Below are 17,185 nucleotides of genomic sequence, written 5' to 3' on the forward strand. Positions count from 1 at the left end.
TGACATATTAGGCGGTAAGTGTTATAATCTAATTGTACATCACGAAACGAACGACAGTGATAACGCTTACCTAAGCTTTTACGCATTTAAGTTACATTGACAGCATTACCCTTATTTTTAAGTTTTCTACTCCATTTAATAATCAATCCCCCTTCATTTAAAAGCTGATTGACTACTTTTTCCAGTTCTTCTTTATTTTCAAATTCTCGATTAGCTATGTATTCTTTAGCGGAATGCCACACTAATTCTATTAGGTTGTAATCTGGACTATAAGCTGGTAAAAACTCTAGCCTAATATTGGGCAACTCTTTTTCCACCTGCTCAATAACATCTTTCTTTTTGTGATAACTAGCATTGTCTAATATAATGATAATCTTCGGCCCCTTTTCTCGAAAATCTTCGGGCAGATTTCCCAAGTTTATCCATTCTTGACGAATCTCTTCATGAAGTTTCTTTAATTGTTCATGGAAAGTTTCTGAATTTCCTTTTTTGATCATAAAACAGACTCTTTTTTTATCATTATATCTTAAGGCTCCCATCACATTCACCCTTCCTCTTTTTCTTTGCCCATTCACTTTTTTTCGCTTTCCTTTTTTTGTCCAAGCTCTCCTTCTTATTACTCTCAAACTAAATCCACACTCATGAGGGGCTGTGTGGCGAACCTGCGTCGCCACCTTGAAAGCCCCGTCCCAAAACCATACCTGGATTGACTCTGGCTTTTCTTTCGCTAACTTTAAATATTCATCTAATTTTTCTTTAAATGCTTTTCTTAATTTCTTGTCTTGCTTATCTTCTAGACTATATTTTGCCCAGATATACACATACTTTTTTCTTCTCAATATTCTTCTCACTTGCGAGCCACTCAGTTTAATTCCTGTTTCCTTTTCTAGATGCTCTGCTAATCTTGCCGCTGTCCATCTCCCGAATTCATATCCCAATTCCTTCGGGTCTTCATCAACTATTTTCAATAGTAAATTAATATATTCCTCTGTGGCTTTTTTATGATTTCCATTTTTTCTACCATCTTCTAGACTTTCTATATTGTTAGGATCGCCATGAACACACCAAGGGGCGACTGTTTTGAGTGAACAGCCAATAAACTCAGCTATTTCTCGTTGAGTTTTTCCGTCGTTTAGCAAGAGAAACATTAAAATTCTTTCCCTAACCTCTGCTCTTTCTTCTTCTTTAAGAGCTTTTTGTAAGTTTTTCTTTTCTTCTAAGTCTAGGAAATCTTTGGCTGGCATAAGTAGGATTTTTCTCAAGTTACTATTTCTATTTTAGGTGGTTTAAGTGCGTTTTAGCTTACCAGTACAAACTAAAGGTAAACAGGCGACAGGAACGGGAGATAATCCACATTCTTGATGTTTGCAAAAGCGTTTATAATTACGCGCTCTCGGAACGGAAAGATTGGTTAAACTCTCGAAAGTGTCTTGCGGATCGTTGTTCGTTAGTTTCCGAGTACATAATTCCTGCGGATGAACCCTATCCAAATTACTTCGTTCAAGCTAAAAATCTAACGGAAGCTAAAAAAGTTTACCCGATATTAAAGACGGTTAACGCTCAAGTTTTACAGCAAGTCTTAAAAACTGTAGATAAAGCTTTTGACCAGATAAAATCGAAAGGCTTCGGCTTTCCTAGATTTAAGAAAAAGATGCGGAGTTTGGTTTTTCCTGCGCTGTCAAAAAACTTTCTAGGGGATGGATGTTTGAATTTTCCACAATTGGGAAAAATTCGGATTAGGAAATCTAGGGAGTACCCGTCTGGGTTTGAGCCTAAACAAGCTCGAATTATCCGCAAAGCGTCGGGATTTTACGTTTCGGTTTCCTTCCAATCTACGGAATTAGTTCCCGATATGACAGTTGGGAAGACCTGTTTAGGAATCGACGCGGGGATTGAAAGTTTTGTCGCTACTTCACGGGGAGATTTAATCAAAGCCCCTCGATTTTTGTTGAAAGTACAGAGTAAGCTTAAATTGCTACAAAGACGCTTGAAACGGAAAACTAAAGGCTCTAGCAATTGGTTAAAACTCCAAGAGAAGATATCGAGATTACACGAAAAAGTGTCTAATACTCGTAGAGATTGGCACTTTAAATTAAGTCATTACCTTTGCGATCTCGCTGATAATATTTTCGTTGAAGATATTAACTTCGTTTCGTGGTCTAGAGGGATCGTTAGAAAACAATCTCTAGATTCGGGTATCGGTAGTTTTATTAACGAGATATTACCGTTTGTCGCTTGGAAACGGGGAAAATATTATCTTAAGGTCGATAAAAACGGAACTTCGCAAGAGTGTCCGAATTGTGGCGCGATTACTGGCAAAAAAGCGTTATCGGAAAGAGTTCACCGGTGTGATTCTTGCGGTCACATCGAACCAAGAGATACGGCATCAGCAAAGGTAATTGAGAACCGAGGAAAAAACGCGGTCGGGCTGACCGTGTTGGAAAACGCTCGCGGAGGCGATTTGACGGGGATCGACCGGGTTAAACCAGGTCGATCTAGTTAAAAGCCTAAGAACCGAGAATCCCCCGCTACACCGCGCGAGCGGTTAGCGGGGGAGAGTCAATAACCTTTTTCTCTTATCCAGAGGACTTCTGGGTTCGCAAAGGGACAAAAAAGTGTGGAGAATCCTCCCATAATCGCTACAATTTTTCTAGAGGCTAAGTATTGCCCTCATTCAAGTTCTTTTGTACTCATTAAAAACCATGAAAATTCTTCACGGTACTTGGATTCCCCAATCAACGGATGAATTTATTCAGAAGGGTAGCTTTTATCTTTGGGGAGAAACTAGCACCCCGAAAAAGAGTCGCACCACTGCTGATAATTATCATCCTTTTCAGTTAAGCAAAGAAGAATTAACTAGCTTTCTCACTGGAGAGTTAGGAATAGTTCAATCGAATTATAATCCTCTTAGTCGGCAATTTGCCCCCCGCTACTTTCTTTTACCTAGTCACGACAATCAACCTTTACCCTCCTTAGAATTACTGCGTTATCTAGAAAAAGAACCCCCAGAAAATAGCCAATGGCAATCTTGGCACATTGATTGTTATCCCCTTAATCCTGTACTTAAACTGCTCAATGATCTGCACTTTATCTGTCTTTACAACTCCTCAGAGATTCAGTTAGGTGCAGATTTACTTTTTTGGTATCACTACAGTCAAGCTTTTAAAGAAATAATTCTCAAAGATAACTATATTCCTGCTTTTAAATATCGAGAATTAGCCACAAAGAACAAGAAAAACGCTAACTTTGCCATCTATCCTCTTTGGGAAATTATATCAGCAACCTACGAACCCAATCTCGATCGCTATCTCGAATATCTTCCCCGCATTTGTCTTGCTGGTGCTGAAAATCCCCATGCTTCACCACAATTATACGATCCCAAAACCCTACTGCGGCACTTCTCCGAATGTCTCCTCAATGAAATTGTCACTAATACGGCAATTCCTGCCAGTTTTGACAAAAAAATTGGCGAGACAATTATAGGTGACTGCCTCTCTGTGACTAAAGCTGCTGGATTTCTGCAAACTGCCGCTGCCTTAGAAAAATATCAACAGTGGCAAACTTGGAGACAGCAATTACTAGGAGACCAAAATATATCTAGTTTTAGCCTTGGTTTTAAACTAACGGAAGCACCAGAAAATAATATTGAACAGTGGCAAATTACTTTTATCCTCATCTCTAAACAAGACCCCTCCCTGCGATTAGAATTAGACGAATATTGGTATGCAGTACCCGAAAATAGAACAAGCATACGAGCGCATTTTGGTCAAGATTTAGACAAAAATATTTTACTAAGTTTGGGTTATGCTGCCCGTATTTATCCCCCCATTTGGCAAGGATTAGAAACGGATAAACCGACGGGATTTTCTCTCAACCTTACAGAAGCTTTTACTTTCTTGAAAGAAACTGCTTGGGTTTTAGAAGATGCGGGATATAAAGTGATTATTCCCGCTTGGTGGACTCCCCAAGGTCGTCAGCGCGCCAAAGTTCGGCTAAAAACTACTTCTAAATCGGGCAAATCTACCCCCGTTAGTAAAGGGATTTTTAGCCTCGAAAACATCATTGAATATCAATATGAACTAGCCATCGGTGAAGAAACTATTACCCAAGAGGAATGGCAACAATTAATTAACACCAAAACACCCCTAGTTAAATTTCGAGGTCAATGGGTAGAATTAGAACAAAATAAAATGCAGCAAATGCTGGATTTTTGGGAGAAATATCAGCAGGAAAATCCTGAGATGAATCTGATTGAATTAATGAAAAAAGCTGCCGAATCCCCAGAGGAGATTATTGTTGAAACCGATGAATTTTTGGGTTCTATGCTAGAGAAATTACAAAATCCTAGTCAACTAGAACCGATCGAAAATCCTCCCCAATTACAAGGAACGCTGCGGGAGTACCAAAAGCGTGGAGTTGCCTGGATTCAATACCTGGAACAATTGGGTTTAAATGGTTGTCTTGCTGACGATATGGGATTAGGAAAAACCCTACAGGTAATTGCTAGATTGGTTGGGGAAAGAGAGGGAGATAATAATGTTTTACCAACTCTGCTAGTTGCACCCACTTCCGTGGTGGGAAATTGGGCAAAAGAAATTGAAAAATTTGCCCCCCATCTTCAGGTTTTAATTCATCATGGTAGTAAGCGCTATCAAGATGAGAGCGAATTTCAGACAGTAGCTAGTCAAAAGGATATCGTCATTACTTCCTTTACCTTAGTTCGCAAGGATTTGAAATTATTTAACTCGCAATCTTGGCAACGTTTGGTAATTGATGAAGCACAAAATATCAAAAATCCTAAAGCAGCACAAACTAAAGCAATCTTGAGTTTATCTGCACAACATCGTCTCGCATTAACGGGAACTCCAGTAGAAAATAGACTGCTTGATTTATGGTCAATTTTTAACTTCCTTAACCCTGGTTATTTAGGTAAAGAAACTCAATTTCGTAAAGCGTTTGAAGTGCCAATCCAAAAACAAAATGATCGTCTCCAGTCCACGGTTCTCAAAAAATTAGTGGAACCTTTTATTCTGCGTCGGGTAAAAACCGATAAGCAGATAATTAAAGATTTACCTGACAAAGTGGAAAACAAACAGTATTGTAATTTAACTAAAGAACAAGCTTCTCTCTACGAAGTTGTCATCAAAGAAGTGGAAAAACAATTAGAAGAAGCGGAGGGAATAAAACGCAAAGGATTAATTTTATCTACCCTGATGCGCTTGAAACAAATTTGTAATCACCCGCGTCAATTTTTACAGGATAACAGTGCTTTTACTCCTGAGCGATCGCATAAGTTAGAGCGTTTGGGAGAAATGCTAGAAGAAGTAATTTTAGAGGGAGATAGTTTGCTTATTTTCACTCAATTTACTGAAATCGGTGACTCCTTACAAAAGTACCTCAAACAAACTTTTCGCTACAATACCTATTATCTTCACGGAGGGACTTCTCAACCAAAACGAGAACAAATGATCGAAGAATTTCAACATCCCGAAACAGAACCTTCCGTATTTATTTTATCCTTAAAAGCTGGGGGAGTTGGCATTACTTTAACCAAAGCAAATCATGTTTTTCATTTCGATCGTTGGTGGAATCCTGCGGTGGAAAATCAAGCAACCGATCGCGCTTTTAGAATTGGTCAACAAAAAAATGTTTTCGTGCATAAATTTGTCACATTGGGAACCTTAGAGGAAAGAATTGATGAAATGATCGAGGAAAAGAAAAAGGTAGCTAATGCTATTGTTAGTAATGATGAATCCTGGTTAACGGAATTAGATAACGAAAGTTTTCGTCAGTTAATCGCATTGAATAAACAGACAATTATTTAACCGAGGTAAACCTATGAATAAATTTAGTAAAACTTGGTGGGGACAACGCTTTATAGAAGCATTAGAGGAATTTACCGACTCAGCGCGCTTGAGTCGAGGACGTTCCTACGCCAAAAATGATAAAGTCAAGAATTATACAATTGACGGTAATTTAATTACTGCTCAGGTGCGAGGTTCCATTAATCCCTACTTTGGGGTTTACAAAGAACCTTTGTATAAGGTGAGTATCGAGATTAAACCAATTACTAAAGCAGAGTGGTCACAAGCTTTATATAATCTTGGTTCAAGAGCGAGTATGATCTCTAAACTGCTGCTCAAAGAAGTTCCCGATAATATTGATGAAGCATTTAGCGATCTGAATCTGCACTTATTACCCCACAATCAAAAGGATTTTATCACCAATTGTTCCTGTCCCGATTGGGAAAATCCCTGTAAACATATTGCTGGAGTTTATTATCTGGTTGCCTCCCAATTAGATCAGGATCCTTTCCTCTTATTTGAATTACGGGGTATCTCTCGTCAAAAATTACTGCAAGAGTTAGCAAAAACTCCCCTCGGTAAGCTGCTTTCCTCCTCCATCCAAGAGGAAAAAATTCCTCTTAACCCCGTTACCTCCTATCACACTAAACCCGAAACCATACTGGCAGCAGAAACAATTGATCTCAAAGAATTTTGGCACTCTCATCACCGTTTACCCGAAAATCCTCAGTTAGTTAAATCCGCAACTATTCCCGCAATTGTCATTAAAAAAGCTGGTGATTATCCTGCATTTTGGGATAAGGATACTTCCTTTATCGAGGTAATGGAAGAAATGTATCAACGGGTACGCAATAAAAATGCAGGTATGTTATAATTTTTAAGACAAGCAGAATCTATGAACCAAGAATCTCTCAGCTTTGTCCATGGTAATGTCAAGTCAGCCGATCGCTTTTTAGTTTGTGGATTGGGTAGTCTCGGACAACACTGCGTCAAGTCTTTAAAAGAGTTTGGGGTTAGCGTCGTCGGTATCGAACTAATACAGCCTCCCAGTTGGGAAATTAATGATTTTCCCGATTTATTAGAGGAAATAATTATCGGTGATTGTCGTCAAAAAAACATTTTAGCAAGAGCGGGAATCGATCGCTGTCGGGCCGCTTTAATTGTCACCAGTGATGAGCGAATTAATGCCACCACTGCCCTAATTATTCGGCAATTAAATCCCCTTACCCGCTTAGTGGTGCGTTCTTCTAAAGATAATCTCAATCAGCTACTCAAGGAACGTTTAGGCAATTTTATCGCCTATGAACCCACCCAACTACCCGCCAATGCCTTTGCTTTAGCCACATTAGGCACAGAAACCCTCGGTTTTTTGCATCTCGACGGTCAGAAATTGCGGATTATCCAGAGACAAATTAGCCCCGAAGATGGTTTACTCGATCGCTTTTTAGGTGATTTAAATACTCCCACCCGTCGTCTGTTAGCACACACAGCCCCCGATGAACCTTTAAGGGCCGGATTTTATCAATGGTCTCCCACCACCACTATCAGGGCTGGTGATACCATTACCACTATAGAGACTACCTATCAAAACATCGATTCTACCCGCCAGAAACCGTCAAATTCTCCCCAGAAGTTGCGGGATTTTTGGCAGAAATTCCTCAAAGAAATCCAACAATTCTGGCAATTGAGTTTTCAGCAGCAAATTCATCGGGTGGCTTTCCTGTCAGTATTTATCATTATCCTCCTAGTAATTATCGGGACTTTTCTTTTCCATCTCTACGCCCCGAGAGCTTCCTTTATTTCCTCTCTTTCAGGAACAGCGATCCTTTTATTAGGTGGTTACGGCGATGTTTTCGGTGGCTCTAACCCCGAAGATTTAAATGCGGTTCCCTGGTGGATGCAGCTATTTAGTCTCTTTTTAACCTTAGCTGGAACCGCTTTTATCGGGGTTCTCTATGCCATTTTGACAGAAACTTTATTATCATCAAGATTTCAATTTATCCCTAACCGTCCCCCAGTTCCCCAACAGAATCATATCGTTATTGTTGGCTTAGGTCGAGTCGGCAGAGAAGTGGCTAATTTATTACTAGAAATGCAACAGGCGATCGTCGGGGTGAGCTTAAATAGGGATTTTGATGGGACTATGCTGCCAAAAATGCCCCTGATGACGGGAAATATCGAAGAATCTTTAAAAAATGTCAATTTAGATAGGGCCAAAAGTATAGCCATCGTTACCGATGACGAAATCCTCAATTTAGAAGTGGCCCTAACCACCCGCAAACTCAACCCCCAAAGCTACTTAGTCATCCGCACCACCGACGACAACCTTAGTCAACAATTAAGTCAAATTCTGCCCCGATCTCACATTTTAGGAACCAACACCGTAGCGGCAGAAGCCTTTACGGGAGCGGCTTTCGGAGAAAATATTATCTATCTGTTCCGTTGGGCGCAAAAAACGATTCTGGTGACAGAATACGAGATCGAAGCCGGAGATACTCTCAATGGTAGCTCGATCGGGGATATTGCCTACGGTTATCGAGTCGTGCCGATCCTACACCAACGAGAACGGCAAGCCCCGAAATTAATGCCCGAAGATTATCTCAATTTACGCATCGGCGATCGCATTGTGGTGCTGGCCACCATCAACGGACTGCGACGGGTGGAGCAGGGTCGTCGCACTCCCAAAACTTGGCGCGTGCGGGTGGAAAAAGCCTTTAACCGCAATATTGCCGCGGAAGCACCCACCGTGATCAGTCGTTTTTCTAATTGTCCCCTGAAAACCGCCAGCGATCTCATGGAAAATTTGCCAGCGACTCTCGGCGCCCCCCTCTACGAACAGCAGGCGATTCGATTAGTTTCCGAGTTAAAAAAAATTCAAGTTCAAGCCTTGGCTATTCCCATTAACCCGAAATCGGGGTAAATGGGAGTTATACTTTTTTTGTCAAACTAGAAGGCTCTCTCGGTCTTTTTTTATGCAGTTAAAGTGACCGTAGCCTTGGCAGTTTGTCCAGAATCAGAAGTGGCAGTAATAGTAATTGTATCCCCAGCATTTCCTTGTGGGGGTGCAGTGTAGGTAAATTTGGCATCAGTGGTATTTTTATCAATTTTACCGCTTTCTGGCGGTGAGATTGTGATGGTGTAGTTACCAACGGGATTAATGCTAAATTCCTGGATTCCATTTAATGCTAAAGCTGCGCTAGACGGAGCGATCAAAATCGTTGGAGGTAGTCCCTGTCCAGTGGAACTAGCCTCTACAGTTACTTTTTTCTCTACTTGATTAATTAAATCGGGAATAAGACGTTCGCTAAATCCAGCCACAAAAGCCATTGTCAAAAGTCCATATAAATAGGTGTCATTCCCCTTATTTCCATTGTCAGTCCGAATTTGTAAGGGAGAAATGCTAGAGTTAAGAATTAGCAGAATAAAGAAAGCGAAACTTCCCCCTAAAATGGGTTTGGTTAAACCAATTGACAATGGCAAGAAGTCATCGTCATATTTTTGATTTTTGGGATTATCAAAGTCTTGCAAACGAGTTAGAAGACTAACTGCTCCCCCTAAAGTCCCTGTCATCAATATCAATATCAAGAGTCTAAAATTTTCATCTTTGTCCTCAGTATTTTGGTTACTAGAATTTGAGATTGGAGGTAAGGGCATAAGCAAATTCTTCACTGGAGGGGAGTTCATAATACCCCAATTCAAAGGGAGAGCTAACACTAATCCAATTAAAACTTTTGTAGGTATTTTGATAGAATGGAAAAGATTACCTCTGAATTCGGCTAGACCATTCCAAAAACCCATCTGGGTTTTTCTTAATCCTGTTTCGGCAGCATAGCGTAATTTTTGTGCCAAAATAATATTAGGTTGACCTGTTAAAGATTTAATCGCAATTTCTCCAGCATCTACCACCGACTTTACTTGCATGATATCCCAAGCTTTGGAACTGTTGATGAGTTCCACCTGCGCTATCCCTAGTATTATAATTAATTTGGCTAATTCTCCCTGTACTTCCCGGTCTAATTCTGGAGGGAATCCCGCTACTTGTTCTTTAGTTTTTCCCAGCAAAGTATCAATTCTTTGATTTAGTTTAATCACCTCATCTCTAGCTTTAATTTCATTGATTAAATCGTCTAAAGTTTGAAATAAAACACTTGCTTCTTGTACTTGTAGTTGTGCAGAATTATCTTTAAATTCCTTGACTAACTTTTCAAAGGGTTCATCTACTTCAGGAATTGAACTATATTTGTCTAATTTATCCTTCAGTTCAGCAATCAAAGACTCATTTTTCTGTTGTAATTCCACAGTCGTGGAAAATTTAACCAAAGTATCTTTAACTTTTGTTTGCCAAGCAGTTAGCTTTTCCTTAAGTTTTGGCAAGTTTGCATCGTTAGCATTAGCATCAAATACAATCGTAATTGTTGCGACCAAACTATCAATTTCTTGGCTTAAAGTATCAAGAGGAATTTCTGAAATTTTACCCGTAGATAAAAGGTTGATTGTCTCCACAAGCTGATCTATATGAGCTATTATTTGTTTTTCTAATTCTTCTCTGCTAGGTAAAGGGTCTGAAAAAGTTAATTCACCTAGTTTTTGAATAAGTTCATCTCTTAAATTATTAGTCTCTTGAGTGATTGTTTTGGCTTCTGTTTGGTAACTAGCAAGGGTAGCTGATTTATCCTGACTAAATTTATTTTGGGTTTCTAGAATAAATTGATTAATTTTTTGTTCGATAGCAGGATTTGGATTAATCATGGTTGTCTTCTCCTAAAAAAAAGGCGAAAATGGGCTAAAATTCGATTATCTCCCCAATGCTACAATAGTTATCATTGATTTTCTGCAATTATTCATAAATCTTGATAAATTTTTATTTTTTTAACTCAATTCAGTCTGCCGTGGGGAGATAACACCCTGATCTCCTCAATAACCGCACACCGGGATTAGCACTCAAGCCCTAAGAGTGCTAAATTAACTATAAGGAGTCCTATTACAACAGCGATACCATGTCCAAAATCATTGCCTTTAAAGATGAATCCCGTCGCGCCCTAGAAAGAGGTGTCAACGCCTTGGCCGATGCGGTAAAAATCACCCTCGGTCCGAAAGGACGCAATGTCTTGTTAGAAAAGAAATACGGCGCCCCCCAGATCGTTAATGACGGCATCACCGTGGCCAAAGAAATCGAATTGTCCGATCCCCTCGAAAACACCGGGGCGAGATTAATTCAGGAAGTAGCGGCAAAAACCAAAGATTTAGCGGGAGATGGCACCACTACCGCCACCATCATCGCCCAGGCTTTAATTAAAGAAGGTCTGAAAAACGTTACCGCCGGGGCCAATCCCGTCGCCTTAAGACGCGGACTGGACAAAACCATCGCCTATCTGGTGGAAGAAATCGCTGCCGTCGCTAAACCGATCGCTGGAGATGCGATCGCTCAAGTGGCCACCGTTTCTTCCGGCAACGATGAAGAAGTGGGACAAATGATCGCCACCGCCATGGAAAAAGTCACCACCGATGGCGTAATCACCGTGGAAGAATCGAAATCCCTAACCACGGAATTAGAAGTAGTGGAAGGGATGCAGATCGATCGCGGTTATATCTCTCCCTATTTCATCACCGATCAGGAAAGACAGATCGTCGAGTACGACAACCCCCTGATCCTGATTACCGATAAAAAAATCAGTGCGATCGCTGAATTAGTCCCCGTCCTCGAAGCCGTTGCTCGTCAAGGTCGTCCCCTATTAATTATCGCCGAAGATGTGGACGGCGAAGCCTTAGCCACTCTAGTGGTCAACAAGGCCCGGGGGGTCTTAAATGTCGTCGCCATCAAGGCCCCCAGTTTCGGGGAACGTCGCAAGGCGGTTTTACAAGATATTGCCATCCTCACCGGTGGTCGTCTGATTTCCGAAGAAGTGGGCTTGAGTCTTGACACGGTTAGCCTCGATCTGCTAGGGCAAGCGGCAAAAATCACCCTAGAAAAAGACAATACAATTATTGTCGCCTCCGGGGACAGCCGCAATAAGGCCGATGTGCAGAAACGTCTCGCCCAACTGAAAAAACAGTTAGAAGAAACCGATTCCGAATTCGATAAGGAAAAATTACAGGAACGCATCGCTAAATTAGCCGGCGGTGTGGCCGTCATTAAGGTCGGGGCAGCCACAGAAACCGAACTCAAGGATCGCAAACTCCGCATCGAAGATGCCCTCAATGCCACCAAAGCCGCCGTGGAAGAAGGTATCGTCCCGGGCGGTGGTACAACCTTGATTCATCTGGCTTCTAAGGTGAAGGCTTTCAAAGCTTCTCTCACTAACGATGAGGAAAAAGTCGCCGCCGATATCGTCGCTAAAGCCCTAGAAGCCCCCCTGCGTCAGTTAGCCAACAACGCCGGTGTGGAAGGGGATGTGATCGTGGAAGGTGTGCGCGAAACCGCTTTTAGCGTCGGTTACAATGTCCTCACCGGCAAGTACGAAGACTTAATCGCCGCCGGAATTATCGATCCGGCTAAAGTGGTACGGTCAGCCGTTCAAAACGCCGCTTCTATCGCCGGTATGGTCCTAACTACGGAAGCCCTCGTGGTCGAAAAACCCGTTAAAGAAGCCGCAGCCCCCGATATGGGCGGCATGGGTGGCATGGGCGGCATGGGTGGCATGGGCGGCATGGGCGGCATGGGTATGATGTAATTCCTGATGCCGTCTGGCCCCTGAAAATAATCTCATTCCATTGAGCCAATCTGTCCCTTTTCTCGTTATCGTCGGCATTAGGGACAGGTTTTTTTTCATCGGGAAAAACTTTTTCAGCAGAACCTGCTTAATCTATCCTTTGCATTAGTCCAGACACTACACTAGAAAAGAAGGATTATTCCCAGAAATCATGACACTGCTGACGGTTCGATCGCTCAAAAAAGACTTCGGTATCAAGGAAATTCTCAAAGATGCGAGTTTTAGTCTCGATGATCGCGATAAAGTCGGCCTGATCGGTACGAATGGATCGGGAAAATCGACCCTATTGAAAATGATCGCCGGATTAGAAGCGATCGATGGTGGCGAAATTCAAATCAATTCGGGGATGAAAATCGTCTATTTACCCCAGCAACCCGATCTAGACGACGATAAAACGGTTTTAGAGCAGGTTTTCGCCGATAGTGGCGAAAGTATGACTTTAATTAAGGAATACGAGGAATTGTCCGATCGCCTTGTCCATGAGCCAGAAAATCTGGATACTATTATGGAACGTTTGTCAAGGGTTTCGCAACAAATTGATAAACTTGCCGCCTGGGATTTAGAAACCAATGCTAAAGTTATTTTAAGTAAACTGGGTATCGATAATTTTAATGCTCGCGTGGGAGATTTATCGGGGGGATATCGCAAAAGAATCGCCATCGCTACCGCACTTTTAGCCGATCCTGACTGTTTATTGATGGATGAACCCACAAACCATTTAGACGCGCTTTCCGTGGAGTGGTTACAGAGTTATTTGTCCCGTTTTCGGGGAGGATTATTATTAATTACTCACGATCGCTATTTTCTCGATCGAGTGACTAATCGCATCATTGAAATCGATCGGGGAGATTTATCTACTTATTCTGGTAATTATGCCTATTATCTAGAAAAAAAAGCTTTAGCGGAAGAATCGATCGCCAGTAGTCAACGCAAACACGCGGGAGTTTTACGACGGGAATTAGAATGGTTATCCCGGGGACCAAAAGCGCGCAGTACCAAACAAAAAGCGCGGATCGATCGCATTCAGGCAATGGGGACTAAGGAATTTAAACAGGTGGAGGGAAAAGTCGATATTGCCACCGCAGGAAGACGCATCGGCAAAAAAGTTATCGAAGTAGAAAAGATCTCGAAAGCTTACGGCGATCATACTTTAATTAAAGATTTTACCTATATTTTTACCCCCGAAGATCGCATCGGTATTATTGGCAGTAACGGGGTAGGAAAATCTACTCTCATGGATATTATTACCGGGAAAACTCTCCCCGATTCAGGCACGGTTGACATCGGTTCCACTATTCATATTGGTTACTTCGATCAACAATCCGATGATCTCAATATCAACGAAAATCAAAGAGTGATCGAATATCTGAAAAGTGTGGCCGAATTAGTCAAAACCCTAGACGGCAGCGTGATCACCGCTTCCCAGATGTTAGAAAAATTTCTCTTTCCTCCCGATCAACAGTATGCACCAATTTATAAACTTTCTGGAGGAGAAAGACGACGCTTATTTTTACTACGAGTTTTGATGAGTGCGCCTAATGTTTTAATCTTAGATGAACCCACCAATGATCTCGATGTGCAGACTTTAGCAATTTTAGAAGAATATTTAGAGGACTTTAACGGTTGTGTGATTGTCGTTTCCCATGATCGCTATTTTCTCGATCGAGTAGTTGATACTATTTTTTCCTTTGAAACCGGGGGTAATATCCGTCAATATCCGGGTAATTATTCCCTTTATCTCGATCAGAAAAAAGAGGAGGAGGAACCAAAAGAAAAAAAAGTCACCCCAAAAACTGTTAAAGCTTCTCCGTCACCCGTCAATAAGAAAATCTCTTTTAAAGAGAAAAAAGAATACGAAGATATCGAAAAACAAATACCAATTTTAGAAGCAAAAAAAGCTGAAATTGAACAGGTACTTTATGGAGAACCCCTAGAAGATTTTACTAAAATAACCGCTCTGACCGAAGAATTAGCTCAATTGAGTCAAAAAATTGATAATTTAACCGATCGCTGGTTAGAATTAGCGGAAAAATTAGGCTAGGATAATCCCTATTTTCCCGATCAATTTAGTCAAAACTGAGTGATAATTTCTGGTGAATCATCCTCATCCATGACCAGATCTACCGACTCCACCCGCAAGAGGGCCAAATTATCGTTAACCACCCCTTGAAGATAGATTTCCCCCATCCCTTCACCCCCCAGATCGATCGAGCCGAAAACTTGACCGGTTTTGGTATTAAAATTAAACTGAAAATAATTAGCCGAGGAAATTCCCTCGCTGACATTATCGTATTTAGCGATCTCTTGACCACCATTGTCATAAAAAGATACCTGAAAATTTTCTAAAACTCGCATTTTTCCCGAACCTTTTTCCGAAAAGATAGTCGGGGCCGTTTTTTCATCATAACTAAAAGAACCTTTAGCTGTATAGCCTTGATTTCCCAACCATTGAAAATCGAGCGTCACTGCTAAAACCCCTTGGCTATTCATGTTAGCAACTAAAAGCCAAGCTAATAGTAAAGTCAATATTATCTTTTTCATTAGTCGGTTATTTCATTTACAGCAGTTATCCTAATGGTGAGGTAGGAACAAAATCGGTAAAACCCCACACCCCACACCCTGCCACCAGGAAAAACCTTTTCAGCAGACCCTATTATAGCAAAGGGATTGCTACTTGCTTCCAATTAAGTAGGGAGGCACAATTATTTGTAGGATGGGTTAGCGGTAGCGTAACATAATCGGGAGTTGGGTTTCATGCTTCAACCCAACCTACGTTCATCTTATATTTAATTCCACCCACCTACTTAGTCACTGATAACTGATAACTGAATAGAGTTTGTCAGCGAAACGTTTTTTTGTCTTAAAGTCCAGAAAACGGGTTTCTCCGAGAAACCCGTTTTCTAGGTTAACTTCAGGAAAAAAGAAGTATAAAAACGCTTCAAAATACTCGGTTAATGCTTCTTTCCAGGGTTCATCATAATTGGCGGTTGTTTGGTTCATCAATTAGGGTGATAGTTTTAATTGTTCTCCGCTTCTGGCTAAGAGTTTTAAGGTGAATGGGTGGACAATGCCTACCCTACGGCAAGATTTTCTTATTGGATTCTTGCCAAAGACTGCTTAAATTCTGCGAGAGAATTAGCAGTAGCTGCTAATTTTAGTAGCTCTTCTAAGATAGTAGGGTTAGTGATTTTGCCGATTATCTCTTCAATTTCTGAAGAAATCTGTCCAAACCGCACAGTTAAAACTGTTTTTATGGCATCACGGCTTTTTTGTAACGCTCCAATTTCCTTACCAATTTCCTTGCCTATTTCTTTACCAATTTCCTTACCGCGTTCTATTCCTCGTAACTCCATATTACTTACTAAAGGCATGGTTCTTTCCTCCTCAAATTGTTTGATTTTACTCTCTAAGCTTGACTGTAATTCAGGGGATAAAGTCATCATATTGTCGATGATTTCAAACAGTTTACTAAGTAAGGTAGGTATTACCCACCCTACTTATTTATGATGATACTAAAAGACTTCCTACACTCCTCAAAAGAATTTACTATAAGTGCGGCTTTTAACATCTCTTCTAAAACCGAAATAACTGAAGCATCATTGAGACATTGTCCAATATCTCCAGGGATATCGCCTAGTCGGTTTTCCAAAACTTTTTTCACAAAATCACGAGCATTTTCTAACGCTCCAATTTCTTTACCAATTTCCTTACCAATTTCCTTACCAATTTCCTTACCGATTTCCTTACCGCGTTCTATCCCTCGTAACTCCCCAATTTCCTCACCAATTTCTTTACCGCGTTCGATTCCTCGTAACTCCATATTACTCATTAAAGGCATGGTTCTTTCCTCCTCAAATTGTTTGATTTTACTCTCTAAACTTGACTGCAATTCAGGGGATAAAGTCATCATATTGTCGATGATTTCAAACAGTTTAATTATCTGTTCTCTCTCGAACTCCTTTTCATATAATCCCCTGATTAACTTCCACTTCCACTGTTCCCGTTGTGGCAGCTTCCCAGTAGTCGCTTTTGTTTTCAGGTGTGCCATTACTATTATAGCAAAAGGATTGCTGCTTGCTTCTAGTTCTGACCATCTTTCCTCATAGTCCAGTAATTTAACCGTTGGGAATTTGAGGCTGACTTCACAACCAGCGATAGTATAATTATAGGAATCTGGTCGCCAATTTACTCGTTCATCTCCTAATATAGCGAGACTGATAACTGGTTTCTGATACAAATCAAAGGCCCGATAGTTATAAATATACATCCTCTGAGGAAAATTTTCTTCGTACTGGCTTTGAATTTCAATATGAATCAAAATCCAGACTTCTTCACCCCTGAGTAACCAGACTTTATAGAGTTTGTCAGCGAAACGTTTTTTTGTCTTTGCTGAAGCGGTAATCCGTTTGAGTTCTTTTTCTAGGGATTCGGGAATTTTTGTCCAATCAATCAATTGGTGAACTTCAGGAAAAAAGAAGTATAAAAACGCTTCAAAATACTCGGTTAATGCTTCTTTCCAGGGTTCATCATAATTGGCGGTTGTTTGGTTCATTTGAGTTGTCCGCTTACTCTTAGGGGTGAAGCGCGATAGCGTAACGCACCGATTTAATAATAGAGGTGGTGCGTTACGGCGGATTGTTGATGCGTGTTTTTTTGACCGAATTGTTAGCC

General features: G+C 40.9%; 11 protein-coding genes and 1 pseudogene. 6 read left to right on the forward strand and 6 right to left on the reverse strand.

What is annotated here, in order from left to right:
- Positions 1-86: 86 nt before the first annotated feature.
- On the reverse strand, positions 87-1,244 hold the full coding sequence (locus MAE_RS01525; RefSeq protein WP_012264020.1) for an IS630-like element ISMae23 family transposase: 1,158 nt from the start codon (positions 1,242-1,244) through the stop codon (positions 87-89).
- Between the two features lie 101 nt (positions 1,245-1,345).
- Here MAE_RS01525 and MAE_RS01530 point away from each other — a divergent pair, with 101 nt between their 5' ends.
- The 4 genes from MAE_RS01530 (at position 1,346) to MAE_RS01545 (ending at position 8,724) form a co-directional block, all read left to right on the forward strand.
- Positions 1,346-2,503, forward strand: coding sequence for an RNA-guided endonuclease InsQ/TnpB family protein (locus MAE_RS01530; protein WP_050766261.1), 1,158 nt, complete (start codon positions 1,346-1,348; stop codon positions 2,501-2,503).
- 199 nt (positions 2,504-2,702) lie between these two features.
- The gene (locus tag MAE_RS01535) at positions 2,703-5,825 is read left to right on the forward strand and encodes a DEAD/DEAH box helicase (RefSeq protein ID WP_012264022.1); all 3,123 of its coding nucleotides are present in this window, start codon (positions 2,703-2,705) and stop codon (positions 5,823-5,825) included.
- Positions 5,826-5,838: 13 nt separating this feature from the next.
- A complete protein-coding gene (locus tag MAE_RS01540; RefSeq protein WP_012264023.1) occupies positions 5,839-6,678 on the forward strand; it encodes an SWIM zinc finger family protein in 840 nt (279 codons plus the stop codon).
- Positions 6,679-6,699: 21 nt separating this feature from the next.
- Complete coding sequence (locus MAE_RS01545; protein WP_012264024.1) at positions 6,700-8,724, forward strand: potassium channel family protein; 2,025 nt, start codon at positions 6,700-6,702, stop codon at positions 8,722-8,724.
- A gap of 50 nt (positions 8,725-8,774) precedes the next feature.
- Here MAE_RS01545 and MAE_RS01550 read toward each other — a convergent pair whose 3' ends face one another.
- Positions 8,775-10,553 carry a hypothetical protein gene (locus tag MAE_RS01550; protein ID WP_012264025.1) on the reverse strand — a complete coding sequence of 593 codons (1,779 nt, stop codon included), beginning with the start codon at positions 10,551-10,553 and terminating at the stop codon, positions 8,775-8,777.
- A 248-nt stretch (positions 10,554-10,801) separates the two neighbouring features.
- Between MAE_RS01550 and groL the strand changes: the two genes are divergently transcribed.
- Positions 10,802-12,475: a chaperonin GroEL gene (gene groL, locus MAE_RS01555; RefSeq protein ID WP_002759846.1), complete on the forward strand. Its 1,674-nt coding sequence runs from the start codon at positions 10,802-10,804 to the stop codon at positions 12,473-12,475.
- A gap of 190 nt (positions 12,476-12,665) precedes the next feature.
- Positions 12,666-14,555: an ABC-F family ATP-binding cassette domain-containing protein gene (locus tag MAE_RS01560; protein WP_012264026.1), complete on the forward strand. Its 1,890-nt coding sequence runs from the start codon at positions 12,666-12,668 to the stop codon at positions 14,553-14,555.
- Positions 14,556-14,584: 29 nt separating this feature from the next.
- Here the strand turns inward: MAE_RS01560 and MAE_RS01565 are convergent, their stop codons facing one another.
- The 4 genes and pseudogenes from MAE_RS01565 to MAE_RS01580 all read right to left on the reverse strand — a co-directional run bounded on the left by MAE_RS01565 (position 14,585) and on the right by MAE_RS01580 (position 17,066).
- Positions 14,585-15,055 (reverse strand): hypothetical protein, encoded by a 471-nt coding sequence (locus tag MAE_RS01565; RefSeq protein WP_012264027.1) that lies wholly within the window; start codon positions 15,053-15,055, stop codon positions 14,585-14,587.
- 267 nt (positions 15,056-15,322) lie between these two features.
- The gene (locus MAE_RS01570) at positions 15,323-15,514 is read right to left on the reverse strand and encodes a hypothetical protein (protein WP_012264028.1); all 192 of its coding nucleotides are present in this window, start codon (positions 15,512-15,514) and stop codon (positions 15,323-15,325) included.
- A 92-nt stretch (positions 15,515-15,606) separates the two neighbouring features.
- Positions 15,607-15,981, reverse strand: a pseudogene (locus MAE_RS01575) (hypothetical protein); the annotation flags it as partial.
- Between the two features lie 26 nt (positions 15,982-16,007).
- Positions 16,008-17,066 carry an Rpn family recombination-promoting nuclease/putative transposase gene (locus MAE_RS01580; protein ID WP_012264030.1) on the reverse strand — a complete coding sequence of 353 codons (1,059 nt, stop codon included), beginning with the start codon at positions 17,064-17,066 and terminating at the stop codon, positions 16,008-16,010.
- Positions 17,067-17,185 lie beyond the last annotated feature (119 nt).

The sequence above is a fragment of the Microcystis aeruginosa NIES-843 genome, assembly GCF_000010625.1.
In the GTDB taxonomy this organism is placed as follows: domain Bacteria; phylum Cyanobacteriota; class Cyanobacteriia; order Cyanobacteriales; family Microcystaceae; genus Microcystis; species Microcystis aeruginosa.